The sequence below is a fragment of the Prochlorococcus sp. MIT 1323 genome (assembly GCF_047304905.1).
In the GTDB taxonomy this organism is placed as follows: Bacteria; Cyanobacteriota; Cyanobacteriia; order PCC-6307; family Cyanobiaceae; genus Prochlorococcus; species Prochlorococcus marinus_D.
Genome location: NZ_CP138973.1, coordinates 1786820 through 1809618, shown reverse-complemented (window position 1 = coordinate 1809618; position 22799 = coordinate 1786820). Strand labels below are relative to the sequence as shown.

The following is a 22799-nucleotide window of genomic DNA, read 5'->3' as shown; positions in this document are numbered from 1 at the left end:
TTCAACCAAGTTTCTAAGCTCTATGAGTGCTACATTCCGCGCAAATCTAATTTAGGAGGCCAGGGTGATGGGGATCCCTCTGGAATCTGCGAAGGGTGCTTCACTCACGCCTTCGTCAGAAGTTGTATTACCGTCTACATCTAAGCAACGTTCAGAAACGGCGAATCGAGCTGGCCGTAACGGGCAGGCATCCCGTAATCAAAATCGCCAAGGTGGTCGTTTGGGTACTGATGCGATCGGGTTCTACCTGAGCAGCATTGGACGCGTCCCTTTGCTGACCGCAGCTGAGGAAATTGAGCTGGCCCACCATGTGCAAGCGATGAAGGAATTGCTGGAGTTACCAGAGCAAGACCACACTCCACGACAACGCCACAAAATTCGCATGGGCAAACGCGCCCGTGACCGCATGATGTCAGCCAACCTCCGGCTCGTGGTTAGCGTTGCCAAAAAATATCAGAATCAGGGCCTTGAACTCCTTGACCTAGTCCAAGAAGGAGCCATTGGTCTCGAACGTGCTGTCGACAAGTTCGATCCAGCCATGGGTTATAAGTTCTCCACCTACGCCTATTGGTGGATTCGTCAAGGGATGACCAGGGCCATCGACAACAGTGCCCGCACCATCCGTCTACCCATCCACATCAGCGAAAAACTCTCCAAGATGCGACGCATCTCAAGAGAGCTTTCCCATCGTTTCGGCCGTCAACCAAATCGATTGGAGTTAGCCCATGCCATGGGTATTCAACCCCAAGACCTTGAGGATCTCATCGCTCAAAGCGCTCCTTGCGCATCCCTCGATGCCCATGCCCGCGGAGAAGAAGATCGCAGCACCCTAGGTGAACTGATCCCCGACCCCGATGGGGCCGAACCAATGGAAGGCCTAGATCGCAGCATCCAAAAGGAACACCTAGGAGGTTGGCTATCTCAGCTCAATGAACGTGAACAGAAAATCCTGCGCTTGCGCTTCGGTCTAGATGGTGAAGAACCACTGACCCTCGCTGAAATCGGGCGGCAAATCAGCGTCTCACGAGAACGCGTACGACAGTTGGAGGCCAAAGCCATTCTCAAGCTACGGATGATGACCAACCATCAACAAGCTGCATGAGATAAGTCTTGGGGTATATCAACTCTCTGGTTGCCATTGCATGCTGGATAGCTTTTGTGCTTTCAGCTGCTGTGGTTTGCAGGGTCCGCTGGCCTAACCAACGAGAACTAAGTCGCAAGATCGTTCACATCGGTACTGGCCCAGTGATCCCTTTGGCCTGGTGGCTCGGGATCCCATCGGATTGGGCGATTCCAATGGCAATTCTCATTACCATTGTGATCCTCATCAACCACCGCTGGCGCTTACTACCAGCTATTGAAGACGTCAATCGCAACAGCTACGGCACAGTGGCATACGCTCTAACAATCACCCTGTTGCTGATTTTCTTCTGGCCAGAAAATGCTGCAGCGGTCTGCTCCGGAGTGCTTGTGATGGCTTTCGGCGATGGGTTAGCTGGCCTCATCGGTCGCAAAGTACGCTCACCCAATTGGTTGATATGGGGTCAACGCAAATCAATCGCAGGCACTCTTACCATGGCTGTGATAACCCTCATCATTCTTTTCACTCTAAGCCTGCTCATTGACGCTAACTTCCATCCTCTACGCATCTTCGCCGTCACAAGCCTTGCCGTTGGACTAGAGCAACTAAGTCGCTGGGGTATCGACAACCTCACTGTGCCGATGGGAGTTGCAGTCGCCTGGTCATGGATGACAGCGATCTAAAGGCTGATCAAGTTATTGGTGACAACGTCACTGAAGCCACTGCAGCCGCCAAATCCTCAAGGAGAGTTGCCGTTGTCTCTATATCGATACAAGCATCCGTAATGCTTTGACCATAGACAAGAGTAGAGAGGTCTTCAGGCAACTTCTGATTGCCCTCGACAAGATGACTTTCCAACATCACACCCATGAGATGGGTGGATCCTTGGCGTACCTGAGTAGCAACAGCCTGCAGCACCTCTGACTGTCGCCGAAAATCTTTATTCGAATTGTCGTGGCTGCAATCCACCATCAACCGATCAGCCAAGCCAGCCTTCACTAATTCTTTTGCAACCTCTTCCACCGCTTCGGGATGGTAATTGGTACAGCCATTACCTCCCCGCAACACGAGATGGCCATCAGGGTTTCCAGTGGTATGCACAATCGAAGCCTGACCCTGGCGATTGATCCCAAGAAAATGATGCGGTCTAGATGCTGCCTGCATCGCATGGATCGCAATCTTGGCACTGCCATCGGTACCGTTTTTGTAACCGACGGGCATTGACAATCCAGAAGCCATCTCCCGATGGGTCTGACTCTCAGTGGTTCTGGCTCCAATCGCCGTCCAACTGATCAAATCAGCGATGTATTGAGGCACAACCGGATCCAGCAATTCAGTGGCCGTCGGCATACCCTCGCGGGCAAGGTCGAGCAACAACGACCGCGCACGCCTCAAGCCAGTGTTGATGTCATAGGAACCATCGAGATGGGGATCATTGATGAGACCTTTCCAGCCAACGGTGGTGCGAGGTTTTTCGAAATAGACCCGCAAAACCACCTCCAACTGGGCGGCATATCGCTGTCGCAATGGCTCCAACTGACGGGCATAGTCCCTTGCAGAGGCAATGTCATGAACCGAGCAGGGACCAACAATCACCAGCAAGCGGGGATCCTCACCACGCAGAATTGCTTGGATTCGCTTACGAGTGTCTGCAACGGTTTTGAGAGCCACTAGATCGAGGGGCAGCTCCTGATGAAGCAAGAGGGGCGACACCAACGGCCGCGTATCCACCACATGCAAGTCGGAGGTGGTGGTCATTTCGCCAGAATTCATGACAACCCAGGCTAGGAAACCAGCAAGGTGGCAGCATCCGGTAATTGCATTTCAATATCGATCTCCTGCCAGAAGGGATCGACGGCAAATAACAATAGAAGGGCCATGACCTCTGCCGAGGAATCACCCCAATGCTGAGTGCTTATCGCCAGCTCGCCGCCGAACGTGACGCCCAGGGCATCCCCCCCCTGCCCCTCACTGCCGAGCAAACCCAAGCACTCACCTTACTTTTACAGAATCCACCAGCAGGAGATAACTCTGAACTGCTTTACCTGCTGCGTGAACGCATCCCTCCAGGAGTAGATGAAGCTGCCTACGTGAAAGCAACCTGGCTGAGTGCTATCGCCCAGGGAAACAGCAAGAGCCCACTCATTACTCCCTTAGAAGCCACAAAACTACTAGGCACGATGATTGGGGGGTACAACGTTGCAGCTCTGATTGAGCTGCTTCAACACAATGACCACGAGCTGGCTGAATGCGCCGCTACAGGCCTGAGTCGCACCCTGCTCGTCTACGACGCTGTCCATGACGTTATCGAGCTAGCTGAAACCAATCGCTTCGCAAAGCAAGTTGTAGAAAGCTGGGCCGCCGCTGAATGGTTCACCTCAAAACCAGTCTTAGCCAAAGAGATCACAGTCACAGTCTTCAAAGTTGAAGGTGAAACCAATACCGACGATCTATCCCCCGCCACCCATGCCACCACTCGACCAGACATCCCCCTGCATGCTCTGGCCATGCTGGAAACACGGGATCCCAAGGCCCTTGCCACGATCATCAGCCTGAAGGCAAAAGGCCATCCCATTGCCTACGTGGGCGATGTAGTGGGTACGGGCAGTTCTCGTAAATCAGCAATCAATTCGGTGCTTTGGCACATAGGAGCCGATATCCCTTACGTACCCAACAAGCGATCCGGCGGCGTCATCCTTGGCGGCAAAATCGCTCCCATTTTCTTCAACACAGCGGAAGACTCCGGCGCCCTACCAATCGAATGTGATGTCAGTCAGCTGCAAAGTGGCGATGTGATCACCATCCGTCCACATGCCGGCACCATCGAACGGGCCTTCGGAGAAGACAAAGCAGGCGAAATCGTGGCTCACTTCAAGCTCAAACCAATCACCATCAGCGACGAAGTGCGCGCGGGTGGGCGTATCTCCCTACTGATCGGCAGAGCACTAACCGACAAAGTGCGTTCTCAATTTGGACTGTCAACCTCCGATCTATTCGTCCGCCCAGGAGACACTCCTGAAACGGGCAAGGGGTATACCCAAGCCCAAAAAATCGTTGGTCTTGCTTGTGGTCTCGAAGGAATACGACCTGGGACCAGTTGCGAGCCGCTGATGACAACTGTAGGCAGCCAAGACACAACTGGACCAATGACTCGGGACGAAATGAAGGAGCTCGCCTGCCTGGGATTTGCAGCAGATCTGGTCATGCAAAGCTTTTGCCACACCGCTGCCTACCCGAAGCCTGTAGATCTACAAACCCAGAAAGAACTTCCCGATTTCTTCGCCCAACGTGGTGGAGTAGCACTTCATCCAGGCGATGGGATCATCCACAGCTGGCTGAACCGCATGCTTCTGCCAGACACAGTGGGAACAGGCGGCGATAGCCACACTCGTTTCCCCTTAGGCATTTCTTTCCCCGGAGGTTCTGGCGTGGTGGCTTTTGCTGCAGCCATCGGTGCCATGCCCCTAGACATGCCGGAATCTGTACTGGTTCGTTTCAGCGGCTCACTACAGAGAGGCATCACACTGCGTGACGTCGTCAATGCCATCCCCTTGATCGCGATTCAAGAAGGTCTACTCAGCGTAGAAAAAGCCAAAAAGCTCAATGTCTTTAGCGGCAAAATCATGGAAATCGAAGGATTACCTGATCTGAAGCTGGAACAAGCCTTTGAACTAACCGATGCCACTGCTGAACGTTCCTGCGCTGGCTGCACGATCAAACTCTCTGAATCAACGATTGCTGAATACCTTCGCAGCAATATTGCATTGCTAAAAAACATGATTGCCCGCGGTTATCAGGATGCTCGCACCCTGGCAAGACGTATCAAAGCCATGGAAGCTTGGCTAGCAAAACCAGAATTGATTAGCGCTGATCAAAACGCAGAGTATGCCGAAATCATCAATATCAATCTCAACGAACTTAAAGAACCCGTACTGGCCTGTCCCAACGATCCCGACAATGTAAAACTACTCAGTGAGGTTGCAAACAATCCAGTGCAGGAAGTCTTTATCGGCTCCTGTATGACCAACATCGGCCACTACAGAGCTGCCGCAAAAATTCTTGAAGGGTCTGGAACCAACAAAGCTCGGCTATGGGTTTGCCCACCAACAAGAATGGATGAAGCCATGCTTCAAGAAGAGGGTTACTACAAAATCTTCGAAGCGGCAGGGAGCCGCATGGAAATGCCTGGTTGTTCATTATGTATGGGCAATCAAGCACGCGTGGAAGACAACACAACCGTTTTCTCCACAAGCACTCGAAACTTCAACAATCGACTAGGCCAAGGAGCCCAGGTCTATTTAGGCAGTGCTGAGTTGGCAGCAGTGTGTGCATTATTAGGCAGAATCCCTACACCAAAAGAATACCTTTCGATCGCTACAGAAAAAATTAATCCCCTCTCATCTGAGCTTTATCGCTATCTAAATTTCAACCAGATTGATGGCTTTGCAGATCAAGGGCGCGTGGTAAGTAACGACATACAAGCAGAAGTTCTTGCAGAGTTTTCACCCACCAATGGCCATGCCGAATGATCTAAACCGGCAACAAAATCTGATGCAGTCCAGTCGCAGCATCCGCAAACTCTTAGAGCAGCGCTGGTTTGTGGTTGTGCTGGCTCTGATGCTTACGGGCCTTGGAGCTGCCCTCACAGGAGTGCTTTTCAAAGCTGGTATCTATAGCCTCGCCAAGTGGCGATTCCAGCTTCTTGAACTTCTTCCGCCATGGATCGTTCTACCAGCCCTTGGTGCCACAGGAGGCTTGGTTTCTGGGTTGCTTGTTTCCCGTCTAGCCCCCTCTGCGAGCGGTTCAGGGGTGAGCCACATCATGGCGTTTTTACGCCATCGATCCGTACCAATGGGATTGAGGGTTGGGATGGTCAAGCTAGTCGCAGGAGTTATCGCCATCGGCAGTGGTTTTCCACTTGGTCCAGAAGGACCAGCAGTGCAAATGGGAGGCTCTGTCGCTTGGAAATTTGCTCAATGGTTAAAGGCACCGATCGCCTTTCGCCGAGTCATTGTCGCTGCTGGAGGTGGGGCAGGTCTAGCCGCTATTTTCAGTGCGCCAATTGGAGGCTTTGTTTATGTAATTGAAGAGCTACTTCATTCTGCAAAACCTGCAGTCTTGCTGCTGGTGGTTGTCACCACCTTCTGGGCTGATACTTGGGCAGATGTGTTCGGATTTCTAGGACTAAGTCCATCAGCTGGAAGTCTTAGCAAAGGCGTGGGCTTTCAACTGGAACGTGAATACACACCCCTAGTGCACTTTCTACCAATCGACCTGGGCTACCTAATCACCCTTGGTTTGGTCACTGGAGTCTTGGCGGAGTTTTACTGCCGCTACGTCCTAGCGATGCAACGCAAAGGTAAAACCTGGTTCGGCAATCGACTCGTTTTAAGGATGGTGCTCAGTGGTGGTCTACTCGGAGGGGTTTATGCAGCTCTTCCTGAAAGCTTTAGGAATTTGGACAACCTCCAAGATCTGGTCGGCGGAGGAGAAGCTGGTCCTCTGATGGCTCTCACCACCTTCGTCGTGCTGTTTTTCACTACCGGGCTAGCAGCTGCCTCAGGAGCACCAGGAGGCTTATTTGTTCCGATGCTGACCCTAGGAGGAGCAATCGGCCTGGCCTGTGGAGACTGGGCAGAAATGCTCACTGGCCATGCACCCAGTACCTTCATTTTTGCAGGCATGGGAGCGTTCGTAGCCAGCTGCTCACGCACACCGATCACAGCCATGTTTTTAGCCTTCGCACTAACCAAAGATTTGCTAATCCTCAAACCAATTCTAGTGACATGCCTATCAAGCTTTCTCGTCGCTCGCCTCTTTAATGAACACTCAATCTATGAAAGACAAATCACAATGGAATACAAAGAGTAACCAATCGAAAGAAGTAATCTGCTACTTATTTTATCTAAATAAACTGGACAATTTGCAGACAGCCCATATTATTTGAATTCTCATAATCTCCATAACAAGACTCGCAAATATCCGCTCCTGAACCTAGGATGTCAGTCAATATTGCCATCAAATATCACAATAACCTAGATCCCTAAGAGGCAGGTAGTCATAGAAATTATTATTACATCAATATAAAGTGAAGCAAGAAATTTGCCAAAGACAGCTGACAGATCAAAACATATAATCAAGCAAGGTCAATCAACCCAATGATGAAGCGCTGATTCCTTAACCATTGATTTATTGACGTACATCAAATAATTTCGCACCCGATGCCAATAGCCTCTTCAGGATGAACTGATGTTGCCAAGGTTGACCTCCTGAACAAGGAAACACTCCTATTCACCCCCGCCGTTCCCGAACCTGGAGCGCTCCGAGCCGTGCTGGCGTTCCCAAGCACATACAGCATTGGGATTACCAGCCTGGGATATCAAGTCATCTGGGCCACCCTCGCTAAACGTGAAGACATCGATGTAAGGCGGTTATTTACCGATCAAGGGGACATCCCCCATCGCACATGCGACCTGTTCGGACTCTCCCTGAGCTGGGAACTGGATGGTCCGGTATTACTGGATCTACTTGAGCAACAACGCATCCCGCTATGGAGTCATCAACGCGGAGAAAACAACCCGATTGTTTTTGGTGGTGGTCCTGTACTCACAGCTAACCCCGAACCCCTAGCTCCATTTTTCGATGTGGTGTTGTTGGGAGACGGGGAAGAACTTTTACCAGCCTTCATCGATAGGCTCCAACAAGTGAAACAGTTGGCACGAACTGATCGCCTGCGAGCTCTGGCAAAGATTCCAGGTGTCTATGTACCAAGGTTCTATGAACCCATCTACGACGCTGACGACACCCTGCTGACAGTAAAGCCCGTCGAATCCGACTTACCCCCCTCAATCGCGAAGCAAACCTGGCGCGGCAACACCCTCACTCATTCCACAGTGATCTCGCCAGATGCTGCCTGGCCAAACATCCATATGGTTGAGGTGGTCCGCAGCTGCCCAGAACTTTGCCGATTCTGTCTTGCCAGCTATCTCACACTGCCCTTCCGCAGTCCATCCTTAGACGATGGACTCATCCCTGCCATTGAGAAAGGACTCACCGCCACTAAGAGACTTGGACTACTAGGCGCCTCTGTTACCCAACACCCTCAATTTGGTGAGCTACTGCAATGGTTAGACAAAGATCGCTTCAACGACATCCGCCTCAGCGTTAGCTCGGTACGGGCCGCCACAGTGAACTCAGAATTGACCAGGATCCTGAACCGCCGCGGCAGCAAATCACTAACAATTGCCATCGAAAGCGGCAGCGAGCGCATTCGCGCAATGATCAATAAAAAGCTTGCTCAAGAAGAAATTTTTACGGCTGCCAAATATGCGTTTGAAGGCGGCCTCAGTGGCCTGAAGCTCTACGGCATGGTTGGACTGCCTACCGAAGAGGACTCCGATATAGACGACACGAGCAATCTGTTACTGAACCTCAAAAAAACAACCCCAGGCTTACGCCTCACTCTGGGAGTCAGCACCTTTGTCCCTAAGGCTCATACTCCCTTTCAATGGCAAGGGATCAACCGTAAAGCGGAGAAACGACTCAAACAACTAGCCAAACAACTGAAACCAAAAGGCATTGAGGTGCGACCAGAAAGCTTCGGATGGAGCACGATCCAGGCTCTGCTGTCACGCAGTGACCGACGCCTCGCCCCTGTGATTGCATCTGTCCGGGGCTCACACAACAAACTGGGCAGCTGGAGAAAGGCCTACAAAGCAGCACGCGAAGGGGATCTCAATGCAACAACTGAACAAGCCATACCACTACCCCGCCCACCCGCATGGGAAGAAGTGGTGCATGAATCATGGGAGCCATCACGAACACTTCCCTGGACCCATCTAGAAGGGCCCCTCAACCAAAAGCAACTCATCCACCATCATCATCAAGCCCTAAACGAGCATGTGGGAGTGCCTGCTGGGGAAGAATGATGCAACGCAATCCAGCCAAAAGAATCCAGCCGGCAATGTTGAGCCGACTGTCAAAGAAAGGCATGTCAGTAGCGTGCATCACCACCAGGATCAAACTTGCCGTCCACCAAGCACGGTCAAAGACCGTGCTACTCAAACCTCGGCTTATCAAGACTCCACCAGTCAACACACCACGTCGCAAGACTGTGATCAAGAGAGCTAAAACAGTCCCCACCACTAGCAGAGCCACGGGTATCCCATGGCTCACAGCAAGTTCAAGAGGAAGGTTGTGGGCATGGCCATGCCACTGACCAGTCCGCAGCGGATAGAGCACTGAAAAAGCAGCAGCCCCCCAACCCAGCCAAGGACGAGTCTCAATGAGCTCTAGCGCCACTCCCCACTGGCTCATGCGAGTTGACATCAACTCACGATCCTGGATATAGCGCATGTCATTAAGACGTGCCCAAATGCCCTCAGGCACAAACGTGCGTGCCCACTGCTGCAAACCTGAAGGACTGCCTGGTAATGCTGCAAGGGTCACTGGTAACAGCGCTAACACCATCAACGGCAACAACCAGGGCCACCTAGCGGGCCCAAAAACAAAGGGAATCGCCAACATCAACCCTCCCCAAGCATTACGTGAATCGGTGAGAACCAATGCAGCCACAACAGCAATAGCGACCCCCAAAGCCACACTGCGTTGAAAACGACTAAGGGCAGGCTGAAGCAAAGCTCCCAAACAGAATGGCCAAACCACCGCCAACCAGGCTCCGGCAATATTTGCGTAATCAAACAGACCAGATAAACGGCCAGTAGGCTCCCCGCCGGGAGCCATGAACCAGACGATTAAGCCACCGAACAATTGCCATGGCCCCTGCCATCCCCACCAGAGCTGCCCGAGACCGGTAATCACCACAGGCAAAGTGCCAGCGACAAGCCAAAGGGCACAACGTCGTCGGGCTTCATCACTCACTAAATAAGGCTGAAAACCCCAAAAAGCCCAAAAGAAAGGCAACCAATTCCCCAGACCAACCCAAGCACGTCCACCCGAATAGGCCTGAACGCAACCAAACAGCATCAACAGTGCGGCAATCAGCAAAGGCCAATTCCAGGGATCACGCCAAAACGGTTGCTGTCGCTGACAACTACCAAGCACCAGGGCCGTAAGCAGCAACAGGCCTGCCAACAATGCACTGGAAGGCAACAAAAAAAGCCCCCACTGGAAAACAAGCCAACCCATGGAGGTCGCAGCAGCAGGGCGACATCGAGCCATCCAAGCCAACACCGTCATGCAAAAACAGCGGTTCTACCGCGATAGACCATCACCTGGCGACAAAGATGCAATCTCAAGGCCCTTGCCAAAGCGAGACGTTCCGTATCACGCCCTTTACGAATCAAATCTTCCACCTCATCACGATGATTTACATGCTCGATGGTCTGCTCAATAATCGGCCCGTCATCCAGATCTTCAGTGACGTAATGGGCGGTAGCACCAATCACTTTCACCCCTCGATCCCAGGCCCTGTGATAGGGCTGTGCCCCCTTAAAAGCCGGCAGGAAGGAATGGTGAATATTAATCACGGCGGGGAAACGCTCTAGAAAAACACCACTAAGAACCTGCATGTACTTGGCCAACACAACCAGCTCAATCCGATGCTCAGCCAACAAATCCAGCATTGTTTGTTCCGCCTCAGGCTTGCTGGCAGGCGTCATAGGAACACACTCAAAACAAACACCAAACTCCCTGCATAAAGGCTCCAATTGAGAGTGGTTTGCAATCACAAGCGGCACCTGCATCGGCAACTCCCCACTGCGAGTGCGCCAAAGTAGATCCAACAGACAGTGACTCTGCTTGCTCGCGAAGATCGCCACCCGAGGGATCTCATCAGAAAAATGCACTTGCGCCTGACCCCCGAGGCGATCTGCCAGGGCATTCACAGCCGGTGCTATCGCCTCTCGAGGCAATCCGAAGCCCTCAATCCCAAATTCGATCCTGCTCAGAAACAGTCCAGCCCCAATATCCGTATGGTGATCAGCATGAAGAATATTGCCTCCATTAACAGCCACCCATCCCGACAACTCACTCACCAAAGCAGGCCGATCTGGACAGATGAGCTGCAGAATCACACGAAGCTTGCAACCGTAAGGATTCCATACAGCACCAAGAGGGGAACTCACGCAACCTGATTGCAAACACTCATTCTGTCTTGACGAACGTCAGCACAAAGAACACCTCAAAGTGAGATGCATCGCTCGTCAATATCAAGAATGACTGCTTCCAGCGTTGCCATCATTGGCGCCGGTGTGGTTGGCGCTGGCACCGCCTGGTATTTAGCCAAGCATGGCCACCAAGTGATGCTGATTGATCCAATACTGGGTCAACCTATTAACAGATCAGGGACCCTCCCAGGAACAACTGCTTCGCTAGGGGTACTCATGGGGCATGTTTTCAGACGCAGCAGTGGACGAGCCTGGCGACTCCGGCAACAGAGCATGGCCCTCTGGCCAGAGTGGATTGCAGAACTGAGCAATCAAGAGCATCCGCTCGCGCTCAACACTCCTCTGATTCAACTGGCGAGTAGCGAAGCAGAAGCCACCCTGATGAAGCAACTCGCAGAACAACGGCAGCATCTCGGCCTTGAGCTGATCTCAGCAAACTCGAATCCCTGCATGGGCCGATCATGGCCAAACACACAACATGGGGGCCTGATCTCTCATCAAGACGGTTATCTAGACCCGATCGCCCTACAAAAATGCCTACGGGCTGCCCTACAAGACCAAGGCGTACAACAAATCCAAGAGCCAGTCATCTCGCTGGAACGAAATTCATCTGTCGAAGACAAACAGTGGCGCCTTCAACTTCCCGGAGGAACAAATTTGAGCCAAAACGCTGTCGTGATCTGTGCAGCACTGGGCAGCAAAGCCCTGCTGGAATCTCTAGGCCACAGTCTTCCCATGGCCCCTGTGCTTGGACAAGTGCTGGATCTAGAGCTGATCTCAGATCAGCACAATTGGAGCGGCTGGCCTGCAGTACTCGTGAGCCATGGCATCAACCTGATCCCCCACGGAACCAATCAAATCTGGATAGGTGCCACTCTCGAGCCAGGCGTTCAACCAATGTCTAGCCACCTCAAGGCCATGCAACACCTCGCAGGAGATGCACCGGATTGGCTACAGAGCGCGACTGTGAAAAACCAATGGCATGGATTGCGCGCTCAACCTGTCGAACGTCCAGCACCTCTTTTAGAAAAACTAGAGCCCGGGCTAATCGTGGCGACGGGCCATTACCGAAATGGCGTCTTGCTCGCCCCCGCCAGCGCTGCATGGGTAAAAGAGCAACTCGCTAACGAAACAAGATCTTGACTTGCCTCTTGATCAATTTTCAATCATCCAACAGCAAGGCGTCCGAAGATCACCAGTTTGCTGCGTCAAAGAAATCTCGATGAGCTGGTAGACGCACACTTGGATTGCCTTAATTCCTCGAGACGCCAGTACCCATCAACAATCAAGAAGTGCCTAAAAACGCTTTCAAAGGGAATGAATGCCTAAGAGGCACATGCTTTCGAGATGGCAAGACGCCATGATGTTGAAGAAATCAAGCAAGAAGCGTTAGTTGAGAGTTATCTCTTTGTCTCGGTGCCTGGCATAAAAATGTAACAACAAACCAACAGGAACTACTGCCAGCAGACAAGCGAAAATGGTTCCAAGGGTTTCCATAACCTTTTGGCAAATAGGATTTTCTATCCTTCAAGCTATAACACAGATCAATGCCAGCAGACAGTGGAGTCCGCAGCAACAGATGGGAAAAGTTCATTAGAACTTCCCATGCAGCTGCCATTGCAAGAAAGCCCTTGCTTCAATAAGTGCAGATTGAACCGTCAAAATCACTGACAGGGGGGCATAAAGGATTTGATTTGCCCTTAACATAGCGGACAAACGCCTACACATAAAAAGCCTTGTAGCGTCAATCAAGGAATCCTAAATCCAATCGTCATAAGATTGCCAATCAAAGGGATTGGGCTTCTTATTTCTGCAATTTACTGAGTATAATATATCGAAAGATTGCAACTCTCTTAACCGTATAGTTCCAAGTCATGAAATGATAGCTCGGCTAAAATCTGCTTGCAGTTATCATACATCAAACAATTAGGAAATCTACTGAGATTAACATTTACTAAAAAACTATAGGCGCTCCTTCTCAACAGAAATCCATGCTTCGTAGAGTTTTCTGCGTTTATTCTTTTAGGCAAGGGATAAGCCCCAGAAATTTTTCTAGAAATTTAGAATATATCGGGATCACACCAGGGCACTTTACAAGGAATTTAATTAGCTAGGCGGAGAATATCAATAAAGAGTTCCTCAACACTTCAAACGCTATTAGCATGGTTCAAGTGGTACGGTCAAATCATTGAGAAATCATTGAGATGCTACAAGCAAGCATTAAAAAGATTGATTCGATCGATTCTGTCGCTAACTCAGTAACAATGTATTCAGCATTGCAGAAAACTGCCTCTTACTATCATCAGATTCATATTGATCAGAATAGGCATATCTATCGGCTCAATTATTGTAATAATGTGGCTCAATATTGATTGAGTTGACTACTCCAAGACAATCAAACAAAAGATCATTGGTCAGCACACCACCAACCTGCAAGAGACTCTTGCCTCTCAGGTCAACTCATGCATGGGGAAAAACATCTCTCAAAGTTGATAACCTAATCTAGATAATTTTTTCTCAAGGCTAGGAATCATTTGAGCTGTTTTATAAATTTTAGGCCTTCACTCTCTCCAGGGAATATTTTGTCATGCCAGCCCATGGTGATGTAGCAGCTGCCACTAATTACCAATGCCAGTCAAGCAAAACCTAAAACAGATGTCACTATTTTAAGCAGAGGGTAGGCGTCTTTACATAAGACCTCCACTCATTTCAATCAACCCTAATCAAGTTTAATCGCTGATCGACAAAACCTAAACAATCATTCGTTTCTTGATCCATTCTTAGCCACTAAAAGATAAAAGAATTCATGCTACATAGGCTAACCATGTATCAAAAGTAAGGCCAATATTGACCAGAACTACTTGATGACGATAGGAAAGCGTGCAAATGAGGCTTTATAACATCAACAAGTCAATTATCCCATCACTTCGTCTCAGTAAATTCTGCGTCAATCACATCATCACCACTACTGGAATCACCAGCACCAGCCGCGCCAGCATCAGCGCCAGCATCAGCGCCGGCAGCACCCGCCTGCTGATAAACAGAAGCACCCAAGGTATAAAGCTCCTGCTGCAGTTCCTCCAATAGTGTCTTCATCTCATCAAAGTCATCTTTCTCAATGGCAGCCTTAAGCTTGACACGCTTATCTTCCACCTTTGCCTTTGAATCAGCATCAACCTTGTCAGCCAACTCTCCGAGCTGCTTTTCCGCCTGATAAACAAGAGTCTCAGCCTGGTTCTTAATGTCAATGCGCTCACGCTTTTCTTTATCAGCTGAGGCATTGGTCTCAGCATCCTTAACCATCTTCTCAACTTCATTTTCAGAGAGGGTTGAAGCACCAGTAATCGAAATGCTTTGCTCCTTACCGCTACCCTTATCCTTGGCATTAACACTAAGAATACCGTTAGCATCGATATCAAAGGTCACCTCAATCTGAGGAACACCACGAGGGGCAGGAGGAATTCCATCAAGACGGAATGTTCCCAAGCTCTTATTATCAGAGGCCATCTCACGTTCACCCTGAAGCACGTGAATCTCCACATTGGTTTGTCCATCAACCGCTGTGGAATACGTTTCCGACTTCTTCGTAGGAACAGTCGTATTACGCGTAATCATCTTAGTCATCACACCACCAAGAGTCTCCACACCCAAGGAGAGAGGAGTGACGTCAAGCAGCAAGATGTCCTTAACTTCACCAGCCAATACCCCGCCCTGTATGGCAGCTCCTACTGCAACAACCTCATCAGGGTTGACAGTCTGATTGGGATCTTTACCCGTAACCCTCTTTACAAGTTCCTGAACTGCAGGCATGCGGCTGGAGCCGCCCACCATCACGATTTCGTCAAGTTCACCAGAAGAGAGCTTGGCATCCTTAAGAGCCTGCTCCACAGGTACGCGACAACGATCAATCAGCTTTGAAGCCAATTCCTCAAATTTGGCACGTGTCAGGGTTAGATCGAGATGCTTAGGCCCCTCAGAGGTAGCAGTAATAAATGGCAGGTTGATCTCACTTTGCGTAGCACTGGAAAGCTCGATCTTGGCTTTCTCTGCCGCCTCAGTGAGACGCTGAAGAGCCTGCTTATCCTGACGCAGATCAATACCTTCATTGGCCTTAAAAGTTGCAGCCAGATGATCAACAATCACTTTATCGAAATCATCTCCGCCTAGATGAGTGTCACCAGAGGTAGATAGAACCTCAAAAACACCATCACCTACCTCGAGCACGGAAACATCAAAGGTTCCACCACCCAGGTCAAACACCAGAATGCGCTCATTACTCTTCTTATCGAGGCCATATGCCAACGCAGCCGCGGTTGGCTCGTTAATGATGCGTAGCACCTCTAAGCCAGCTATCTTGCCGGCGTCTTTGGTGGCCTGTCTCTGTGAGTCATTAAAATACGCAGGCACCGTGATCACGGCCTGGTTTACGTTCTCACCGAGATACTTACCAGCGTCCTCAGCTAACTTGCGCAACACCTGAGCACTCACTTCCTCAGGAGAAAACTGCTTATCAAGAACCGGGCACTTCAACCTCACATTAGAACCAGACTTCTCAACCTCATAGCTCACTTCCTTCGACTCTTCGTTCACCTCATCAACCCGACGACCAACGAAGCGCTTCGCTGAATAAAAGGTGTTATCAGTGTTCATCACCGCTTGGCGCTTGGCGATCTGGCCAACCAACTGATCCTGATTTTTGGTATAAGCGACCACGGAGGGAGTTGTTCTAAACCCTTCAGCGTTAGCAATCACGACGGGCTTGCCACCCTCCATTACGGCGACACAACTGTTCGTGGTTCCAAGGTCAATGCCAACAACCTTTCCCATTCGTGCCGACCTCCTAAAGATCTCTGTCTTGAACAGGTGCATCCTCGGCAGTGAGGCCACTTAGAGGCGAGGTGTGGTTCCCGAACAGCTCGCCCGGCAGGCTGGGCACAGAACCGATCAAGCAATGGGAATGATTAGCGGCACAACCTCCCTAATAGGCCTGCTCGGCCAACCAGTGCACCATTCCCTCTCACCGGTGATGCAAAACGCAGCCCTCACTGCAATGAATCTCGACTGGTGCTACGTGGCCATGCCCTGCGAAACCAACGATCTGGCCAATGTGCTCTGCGCTCTGCGTTCGATCAACTGCCTTGGCCTGAACATCACCATCCCCCACAAACAAGACGTGGCCAAAACCTGTCGAGAGCTCAGCCCATTGGCAAAACGACTTAAAGCCGTCAACACTCTGATCCCTCATGCCGATGGCGGTTGGACAGGCACCAACACAGACGTGGCTGGTTTTATTGCACCCCTTCAAGAAAGCAAGTGCGAATGGCATGAGCGTCGTGCAGTCGTACTCGGTTGCGGTGGTAGCGCCCGAGCAGTCGTTGCAGGTCTGCAAGATTTAAAATTGGCTCAAATCATGGTGGTTGGCCGCCGATCTGATGCGCTGAAGAGATTTCTCGATGATCTCAAGCCCAACCCAGCGAGCCCCGAATCTGATTGCCAAGTGCTCTTGCAAGGAATTCTCCAACAGGACCCTGCTCTGGTTGAACAAATAACCAAAGCCGATCTGGTGGTCAACACCACACCAGTAGGCATGTCCCAAAACCGTTCGGAAACATCAACTCCTAGAGCGCCAATGCCCCTGGGGAAGAAGATTTGGCAAAACCTAAGCCCAAAGACAACTCTCTATGACCTGATTTACACACCAAAACCAACCGCCTGGCTGACCTTAGGAACTGAACATGGCTGCCATTGCATAGATGGCCTCGAAATGCTTGTTCAACAAGGCGCGGCCTCTCTAAGGCTCTGGAGCGGCAACAACCAGGTGCCTGTCGAAGAGATGAGAAAAGCTGCTCTGAGCTGGCTCACGGTTTAGCGTCATAGCAGTGATCTGACCCCCATGCTGATCCCTATCTGGCAACGGTTGCTGGGAGTGCTGATTTACATGCTCCCTTGGAGCGACACCATTCCATTTGGGCGAAGTTTATTTGTGCAATTTCCATTGCTTGAATTGCTTGCACTTCCAGCCCTACCCTTAATGATCCTGGAACAAGGGATCCCGTTCGGAAGTCTTCTAATCTTTTTCTTGCTATTTCTTGCCGTTGTAAGGAACCCTAAAGTTCCCTATTTTCTTCGCTTCAACACACTGCAAGCACTACTAGTAGACATTGTTGTCGTACTGCTGGGCTATGCCTTCCAAATCCTTCTACAACCTCTTAGTGGTGCTTTCATGCTGCGCACGCTAACCAGCACTGTGCTGGTGACAATGCTTGCCATCGTGATTTTCGCCCTCATCGAATGCCTAAGAGGACGTGAACCAGACCTGCCAGGTATCAGCCAAGCCGTTCGCATGCAGCTCTCCTAAACACTGACCACAAAGAGATAGGCTGGTCGCTCCGTCGCTCACTGCCGTGAGCCTTTAAGTCCCTGTCGGAACACCTGATGAGTCAACAACCTTATTACGAAACCATGTACATCCTCCGGCCGGACATCCCGGAAGAGGAAGTAGAAACCCATGTCACCAAGTACCGCGAGATGGTGACTGAAGCTGGGGCAGAGGTCCTCGACAATCAAATGCGTGGCAAGCGCCGCCTGGCCTATCCAATCTCAAATCACAAGGAAGGCATCTATGTGCAGCTAAGCCACAACGGCAATGGACAACAAGTGGCCGTGCTGGAAAAAGCCATGCGTCTCAGTGAAGACGTGATTCGCTATCTAACTGTGAAGCAGGAAGGTCCTCTACCCGCTCCCAGAATCGTCCCCGGGAGTGAGCCTGAGCCAGTAGAACAGCAGGAAGCCGCAGCCGTAGAAGCCTGATCAACACCATTGATGAAAAAGCTGCTTGGCGTTAGCTTTCTGCCATGCGCGCTGCCCATCAGGACCATCAGAGCCCTCTTCCAATTTGGAAGAAAAAGGAAACACAACAAGAAAATAAAAAAATAACCAGACATGATGCCATCCAACAATGGCGGCAATCAAGAGGCAAGTTGCTTCTAATCAAGGCTGAGATCAGATCTAACTGCAAAGAAAATCCTTATGACCAACAAGAGCTGCTTAAAAGTCAAATCAAAGACCTTAAGGAGCAAGTCCAGGAATACGAAGCACTCCTAAAAGAACTCCCTGATATTTTCGAACGAAAATTTCAACAACGACTCATCCCCCTATTAGAGCGCTATCGGCTAATCACACATACTCAAAACTCTGCTATTCAAACTGAGTCAATCATGATTGAGGAGCCTCACCCATTAAGAGTGCCTTCCCTGCTCCGCACAAGATGGCTTGGTGGCAGAGGACAATCTCCACAAGAAAACTAATCAAAAGGTCACAACTTAGCCTCGCCGAGCTGCTGCCCAAAGGCGACTTGGAAGTCCCCAGATGTAGATAAATCCTTCAGCAGCCCTGTGGTCAAAGTTGTCCTCGCTGCCATAGGTAGCCATCTCAGATATATACAAGCTGTTGGTGTCAGAGCTCCGGCCAATCACCATGGCATTGCCTTTATGGAGACGAATCCGCACCAAGCCATTCACATAAATCTGAGTGCGATCCATGAATCCATCCAGAGCATCCTTCAAAGGGGAAAACCAAAGACCCTGATAGACCAGCTCAGCCCATTGCATCTCCAATTGACGCTTCATGCGCAACACATCCGCAGCAAGTGTCAAACTCTCCAATTCCTGATGAGCACGAATCAATAAAAGTAACCCTGGAGTTTCATAAATCTCCCGACTCTTGATGCCAACCACCCGATTCTCAATGATGTCAAGGCGCCCGAAACCATGCCGTCCAGCAAGACGATTTGCCTCCTTGATCAAACCCACCGAATCAAGTCGTACCCCATCAATAGCCACAGGATTACCAGCTTCAAAACTAATCTCAATGTCCTGAGCCTGAGAGGGTGCAGCGTCAATCGAGGAAGTCATGGCAAAGACCTCCTCGGGCGGAGCCACCATCAGATCTTCAAGAGGACCCGCTTCAATACTCCGACCCAAAAGATTCAGATCAATCGAATAAGGCGATTTCTTACTCACGGGGGCAGGAATCCCAAAGCGTTCGCCATAGGCGATCGCCTCCTCTCTGCTCATGCTCCATTCCCGAGCGGGAGTTAGCACCTTGAGATCAGGTGCTAGTGCTGCAATGGCCAAATCAAAACGCACCTGATCGTTGCCTTTACCCGTACAGCCATGAGCCACCGCATCGGCCCCAACCTCCCTGGCAACCTCTACCAACCGACGAGCAATTAGGGGGCGAGCTAAAGCCGTAGACAGTGGATAACGACCTTCATAAAGAGCATTGGCACGAATCGCCGGCAAAGCAAACTGTTCTACAAAAGGCTCTATCAAATCTCCCACCAGAGACTGACTAGCACCAGCATCAAGAGCCTTAAGGCGGATGGGATCAAGCTCATCGCCCTGACCTAAATCGGCAGCAAAGGTGATCACCTCGTCTACCCCCCATTCATGCTTGAGGTATGGGATGCAAACGCTGGTGTCAACACCACCGGAATAAGCAAGCACCACCTTCTTCGCACGCCCCATCAACTGGACTCCGAATCACAATTCAAAGATTCTCCCTTCCCGTTGACCAAAGACTCGGAATCAGCCGTAGAAAATCCCTCCCGCATGACCCAAATACCAAGGCCAACCGCAGGAGCAAAGAGCAACAACGCCACCAGGAGAGGCCGAATTACAAAAGGCTCAGGATGCAACAGACCCCAAAACCGCAAGCCAAGGCTGAGTAGTAAAGCCAAGCCCCAGGCAAGAACCATCAAGATCAGCTTGGAAGAAAAAAACACCTGATCAAAGGAACTCAATGAACTATGTTGGCTGATTGGTCTAAGTCCTCACAAATGAGCGCCCTCGATACGATCAACCTGAGCGCACTCGACGGCATCAACCCTGCTCTTACGCGCTATAGAAGAACAGAACCTGCCCCAGTTTTACCCCTACGCGAAGAACCAGATCTGCTGAGTTGGCTCGAAACAAGTGGAAGGCTAGTCGCCGATGAAGAATCCACCTCACCAGAGGTCAGCACAGTAGAGGAAGAGGAGCTTTCGGCCTTGATGGGAGAAAAAGAAGATTACAAAGCCGACGACGAGCAAACAGAAGAAAACTGGGAAGAATAGTCATTTTCTCAAACCGAAGAAGCCTGCTCACTTCATTACGCACCGCAAATCAAGCCCTGACGTGAGCAACTCTCCGAAGCCATTGGCTGATACGGATACACAAAGGTGGTGGACTAAAGGAACAACGTCTGCAAGCTTGCTCGGGATCGTTATCTTTGCTGCAAGCTTCACATCGGACCGCTTCATAGCCAACAGTCTGCTCAGCTTGCCGTTGATGATTTCAACACTGATTTCAGTGCTGGTCGCAAGCTGGGGCATCCCAAAGTTAAAGGCCCTAAAAATGGGGCAAGTGATTCGAGAAGACGGGCCACAGACTCATCAGCGCAAATCTGGCACACCAACCATGGGTGGGCTGCTAGTTGTTCCAGTGGGGCTCATCATCGGAAGTTTCGTCAGTGTGAATGGCGAAAGCAGCGAGCAACTGCTAGCTCTGTCATGCATCACCCTGGCTTACATGGTGATCGGTGGCTTCGACGACTGGCGCAGTCTCACGCGCGGAACCAACACTGGTCTTACCCCTCGGGGAAAACTTCTACTTCAAACCGCAGCCGGCCTGATCTTTCTCGCTTGGGCGGGCTGGCAACACTGGATCGACTCCAGCATCGCCCTGCCCCTTGGCATGTCCATCCAGATGGGATTCATGATCTGGCCACTAGCACTGTTCGTGTTCCTAGCGGAAAGCAACGCCACCAATCTCACCGACGGACTCGATGGACTAGCAAGTGGCTGCGGGGCGCTTGTCTTCACTGGACTAGCCGTGCAACTGATGCTGAGAGGCAATGATGGCGATCCTGTACTAGCAGGCTTCTGCATGGCAATGGCAGGTGCCTGGCTCGGTTTTCTGATGCACAACCGCAACCCAGCCCGAGTGTTCATGGGCGACACAGGCTCACTAGCAATGGGGGCCGCATTGAGTGGAGTCGCAATCCTCTCCAACAGCCTCTGGCCGCTATTGCTCATGGGTGGTGTGTTCTTGGCTGAATCCCTCTCTGTGATTATTCAGGTGTGGGTGTTCAAAGCCACCAAAGGAGCTGACGGCGTTGGACGACGCGTGTTCCGCATGGCCCCGCTTCACCACCACTATGAAATCGGAGGTGCCGACGAGCAAATGGTGGTGAGAAGATTTTGGTTGAGCACTGGAGGCTTAGTGCTACTGGGTCTGCTATTACGCCCCACTGCATAAGTGCTGGCATGAGTTACTTCTATAAGGAATAAAGATGCACTTTTAAACTCACTTCTTGCCACCAACTCCCATCAGTTCCAGTACATCAATAACAAAATGAAGGCCATGAAACTACAAGGCTGGAACATCACTGCTTGGGTCGCTGGCATGATCCTTTTGATGCTTACCATCTTTTTCGTTTTGAGCGGCTGGAGTGCCGAAACGATCAAAGCAGGCATTGATTACACCGGTAGAAGCTCTCTATTTCTCTTCTCCATTACCTTTACCGCATCGAGTGTCTATTCCCTCTGGAAAACACCTTTTACAACCTGGACTCTTCGCAACAGGCGCTCCATCGGACTGAGCTTTGCAGCCTCACACTTCATTCACCTCAGCCTGATTGTGTTGATCTCTTTGAACTTCCCAGAACCTTTTCTCGAAGATCAATCAATAGGCCAGTGGATTTTCGGTGGTCTTGGTTATATTTTTGTTTTCCTGATGGCCTTAACTTCCACTGATCGAGCCCAGCAATGGATGGGTATGAAACATTGGAAGAGACTTCATTTAATTGGCAGCCACTGGCTTTGGACCGTCTTTCTGCTCACCTACGTTGAACACACTCGTGAAGACCCAAAGTTCTACATCCCCTTCCTGGTGTACACATTGGCCTTGCTTCCTTTGAGACTTATCAAGCACACACCCACGAAGGCAACTCATGGTGCAGAACCCTGAAATCACTAAACTCCAAGTCTTATCAAGCAAAGTGAGCTTTTTGCTGGTGCAAACAAAGCCAATCGGGGCAAAGGCCAGAAACTCTCCATTGTGTCGTACTTATTAAGAACAGCCTCTCTCCCTCGGGCAGGTTAGTCCGCCGATAATGGTTGAACTGTTAACACAGAGCAACTGCCAACGAGAAATATCCATACCAACCCAATAGCAAATGTGGTCTGCGGAACCTCGAAGCTTCAAACACCCAGTCGTCATCACCATCAATCTGGTGTATTAAAAAAATGAGTTACTTCACTTGGAAAGAGGCTGGTCTCACAAGCGACTGCGCAAGCCTTGAAGCCATGGCTTCCCGTTTCGAAGAGGCTGCAAGTCTGATGCGACGCATGGCCCGAGAAGGCTTTCGGCTGGAACAAAACATGAAAAAACAACGCATCACTCATCCTGATCCCAGTGTATTCGAAGCCTGGGGGTTCATCAGCGAAGAACCAGCCTTTCGACAGCTCACGCTGATCCCTGATCTCAAAGTGTAAAGGGATCTCAAATACCACTTTTAAGGCAATTCCCCTAACCAGCCGAGCGCGAAGA

General features: G+C 50.7%; 20 protein-coding genes. 14 read left to right on the top strand and 6 right to left on the bottom strand.

Features of this window, described 5'->3' with window-relative positions:
• Positions 1 to 67: 67 nt before the first annotated feature.
• The gene (locus SIB68_RS08800) at positions 68 to 1102 is read left to right on the top strand and encodes an RpoD/SigA family RNA polymerase sigma factor (protein ID WP_063399945.1); all 1035 of its coding nucleotides are present in this window, start codon (positions 68 to 70) and stop codon (positions 1100 to 1102) included.
• A gap of 56 nt (positions 1103 to 1158) precedes the next feature.
• The gene (locus SIB68_RS08795) at positions 1159 to 1764 is read left to right on the top strand and encodes a diacylglycerol/polyprenol kinase family protein (protein ID WP_236068897.1); all 606 of its coding nucleotides are present in this window, start codon (positions 1159 to 1161) and stop codon (positions 1762 to 1764) included.
• A gap of 7 nt (positions 1765 to 1771) precedes the next feature.
• Here SIB68_RS08795 and SIB68_RS08790 read toward each other — a convergent pair whose 3' ends face one another.
• Entirely contained in the window at positions 1772 to 2839 is a 1068-nt protein-coding gene (locus tag SIB68_RS08790; protein ID WP_063399943.1) for a 3-deoxy-7-phosphoheptulonate synthase, read from the bottom strand.
• 146 nt (positions 2840 to 2985) lie between these two features.
• Between SIB68_RS08790 and acnB the strand changes: the two genes are divergently transcribed.
• From acnB to SIB68_RS08775, 3 genes are all read left to right on the top strand, one after another.
• The gene (gene acnB / locus SIB68_RS08785) at positions 2986 to 5610 is read left to right on the top strand and encodes a bifunctional aconitate hydratase 2/2-methylisocitrate dehydratase (protein WP_063399942.1); all 2625 of its coding nucleotides are present in this window, start codon (positions 2986 to 2988) and stop codon (positions 5608 to 5610) included.
• Positions 5594 to 6952, top strand: coding sequence for a ClC family H(+)/Cl(-) exchange transporter (locus SIB68_RS08780; protein ID WP_063399941.1), 1359 nt, complete (start codon positions 5594 to 5596; stop codon positions 6950 to 6952). Before acnB ends, SIB68_RS08780 begins: the two co-directional genes overlap by 17 nt.
• A gap of 458 nt (positions 6953 to 7410) precedes the next feature.
• Entirely contained in the window at positions 7411 to 9009 is a 1599-nt protein-coding gene (locus tag SIB68_RS08775) for a B12-binding domain-containing radical SAM protein (RefSeq protein WP_063399940.1), read from the top strand.
• Here SIB68_RS08775 and SIB68_RS08770 read toward each other — a convergent pair.
• Both SIB68_RS08770 and purU read right to left on the bottom strand, forming a co-directional pair.
• Complete coding sequence (locus SIB68_RS08770) at positions 8948 to 10261, bottom strand: O-antigen ligase family protein (RefSeq protein WP_063400039.1); 1314 nt, start codon at positions 10259 to 10261, stop codon at positions 8948 to 8950. The genes SIB68_RS08775 and SIB68_RS08770 overlap by 62 nt on opposite strands.
• Before the next feature lie 14 nt (positions 10262 to 10275).
• The gene (gene purU / locus SIB68_RS08765) at positions 10276 to 11166 is read right to left on the bottom strand and encodes a formyltetrahydrofolate deformylase (RefSeq protein WP_236068895.1); all 891 of its coding nucleotides are present in this window, start codon (positions 11164 to 11166) and stop codon (positions 10276 to 10278) included.
• Between the two features lie 66 nt (positions 11167 to 11232).
• On the opposite strand from purU, the gene SIB68_RS08760 reads away from it, so the two are divergent.
• The gene (locus SIB68_RS08760; RefSeq protein WP_063399939.1) at positions 11233 to 12351 is read left to right on the top strand and encodes an NAD(P)/FAD-dependent oxidoreductase; all 1119 of its coding nucleotides are present in this window, start codon (positions 11233 to 11235) and stop codon (positions 12349 to 12351) included.
• Positions 12352 to 14130: 1779 nt separating this feature from the next.
• Here the strand turns inward: SIB68_RS08760 and dnaK are convergent.
• The gene (gene dnaK, locus SIB68_RS08755) at positions 14131 to 16035 is read right to left on the bottom strand and encodes a molecular chaperone DnaK (protein WP_063399938.1); all 1905 of its coding nucleotides are present in this window, start codon (positions 16033 to 16035) and stop codon (positions 14131 to 14133) included.
• Positions 16036 to 16165: 130 nt separating this feature from the next.
• On the opposite strand from dnaK, the gene SIB68_RS08750 reads away from it, so the two are divergent.
• From SIB68_RS08750 to SIB68_RS08735, 4 genes are all read left to right on the top strand, one after another.
• The gene (locus tag SIB68_RS08750) at positions 16166 to 17077 is read left to right on the top strand and encodes a shikimate dehydrogenase (RefSeq protein WP_063400037.1); all 912 of its coding nucleotides are present in this window, start codon (positions 16166 to 16168) and stop codon (positions 17075 to 17077) included.
• A gap of 24 nt (positions 17078 to 17101) precedes the next feature.
• The gene (locus SIB68_RS08745) at positions 17102 to 17566 is read left to right on the top strand and encodes a Tic20 family protein (protein ID WP_063399937.1); all 465 of its coding nucleotides are present in this window, start codon (positions 17102 to 17104) and stop codon (positions 17564 to 17566) included.
• A 77-nt stretch (positions 17567 to 17643) separates the two neighbouring features.
• Positions 17644 to 18018, top strand: coding sequence for a 30S ribosomal protein S6 (gene rpsF, locus SIB68_RS08740; protein WP_011827575.1), 375 nt, complete (start codon positions 17644 to 17646; stop codon positions 18016 to 18018).
• A 44-nt stretch (positions 18019 to 18062) separates the two neighbouring features.
• On the top strand, positions 18063 to 18515 hold the full coding sequence (locus SIB68_RS08735) for a DUF5320 domain-containing protein (protein WP_063399936.1): 453 nt from the start codon (positions 18063 to 18065) through the stop codon (positions 18513 to 18515).
• A gap of 15 nt (positions 18516 to 18530) precedes the next feature.
• Here the strand turns inward: SIB68_RS08735 and SIB68_RS08730 are convergent, their stop codons facing one another.
• Positions 18531 to 19736 (bottom strand): argininosuccinate synthase, encoded by a 1206-nt coding sequence (locus tag SIB68_RS08730; RefSeq protein ID WP_063399935.1) that lies wholly within the window; start codon positions 19734 to 19736, stop codon positions 18531 to 18533.
• Positions 19736 to 19966 carry a hypothetical protein gene (locus SIB68_RS08725; RefSeq protein ID WP_236068894.1) on the bottom strand — a complete coding sequence of 77 codons (231 nt, stop codon included), beginning with the start codon at positions 19964 to 19966 and terminating at the stop codon, positions 19736 to 19738. The genes SIB68_RS08730 and SIB68_RS08725 overlap by 1 nt, the downstream gene beginning before the upstream one ends.
• A gap of 81 nt (positions 19967 to 20047) precedes the next feature.
• Here SIB68_RS08725 and SIB68_RS08720 point away from each other — a divergent pair, with 81 nt between their 5' ends.
• The 4 genes from SIB68_RS08720 to SIB68_RS08705 all read left to right on the top strand — a co-directional run bounded on the left by SIB68_RS08720 (position 20048) and on the right by SIB68_RS08705 (position 22744).
• Entirely contained in the window at positions 20048 to 20323 is a 276-nt protein-coding gene (locus tag SIB68_RS08720) for a DUF3134 domain-containing protein (RefSeq protein ID WP_041384810.1), read from the top strand.
• Between the two features lie 61 nt (positions 20324 to 20384).
• The gene (gene mraY / locus SIB68_RS08715) at positions 20385 to 21506 is read left to right on the top strand and encodes a phospho-N-acetylmuramoyl-pentapeptide-transferase (protein ID WP_063399933.1); all 1122 of its coding nucleotides are present in this window, start codon (positions 20385 to 20387) and stop codon (positions 21504 to 21506) included.
• Between the two features lie 105 nt (positions 21507 to 21611).
• Positions 21612 to 22217, top strand: coding sequence for a hypothetical protein (locus tag SIB68_RS08710; protein ID WP_063400036.1), 606 nt, complete (start codon positions 21612 to 21614; stop codon positions 22215 to 22217).
• Positions 22218 to 22495: 278 nt separating this feature from the next.
• Positions 22496 to 22744: a hypothetical protein gene (locus tag SIB68_RS08705; protein ID WP_063399931.1), complete on the top strand. Its 249-nt coding sequence runs from the start codon at positions 22496 to 22498 to the stop codon at positions 22742 to 22744.
• Positions 22745 to 22799: the final 55 nt, after the last annotated feature.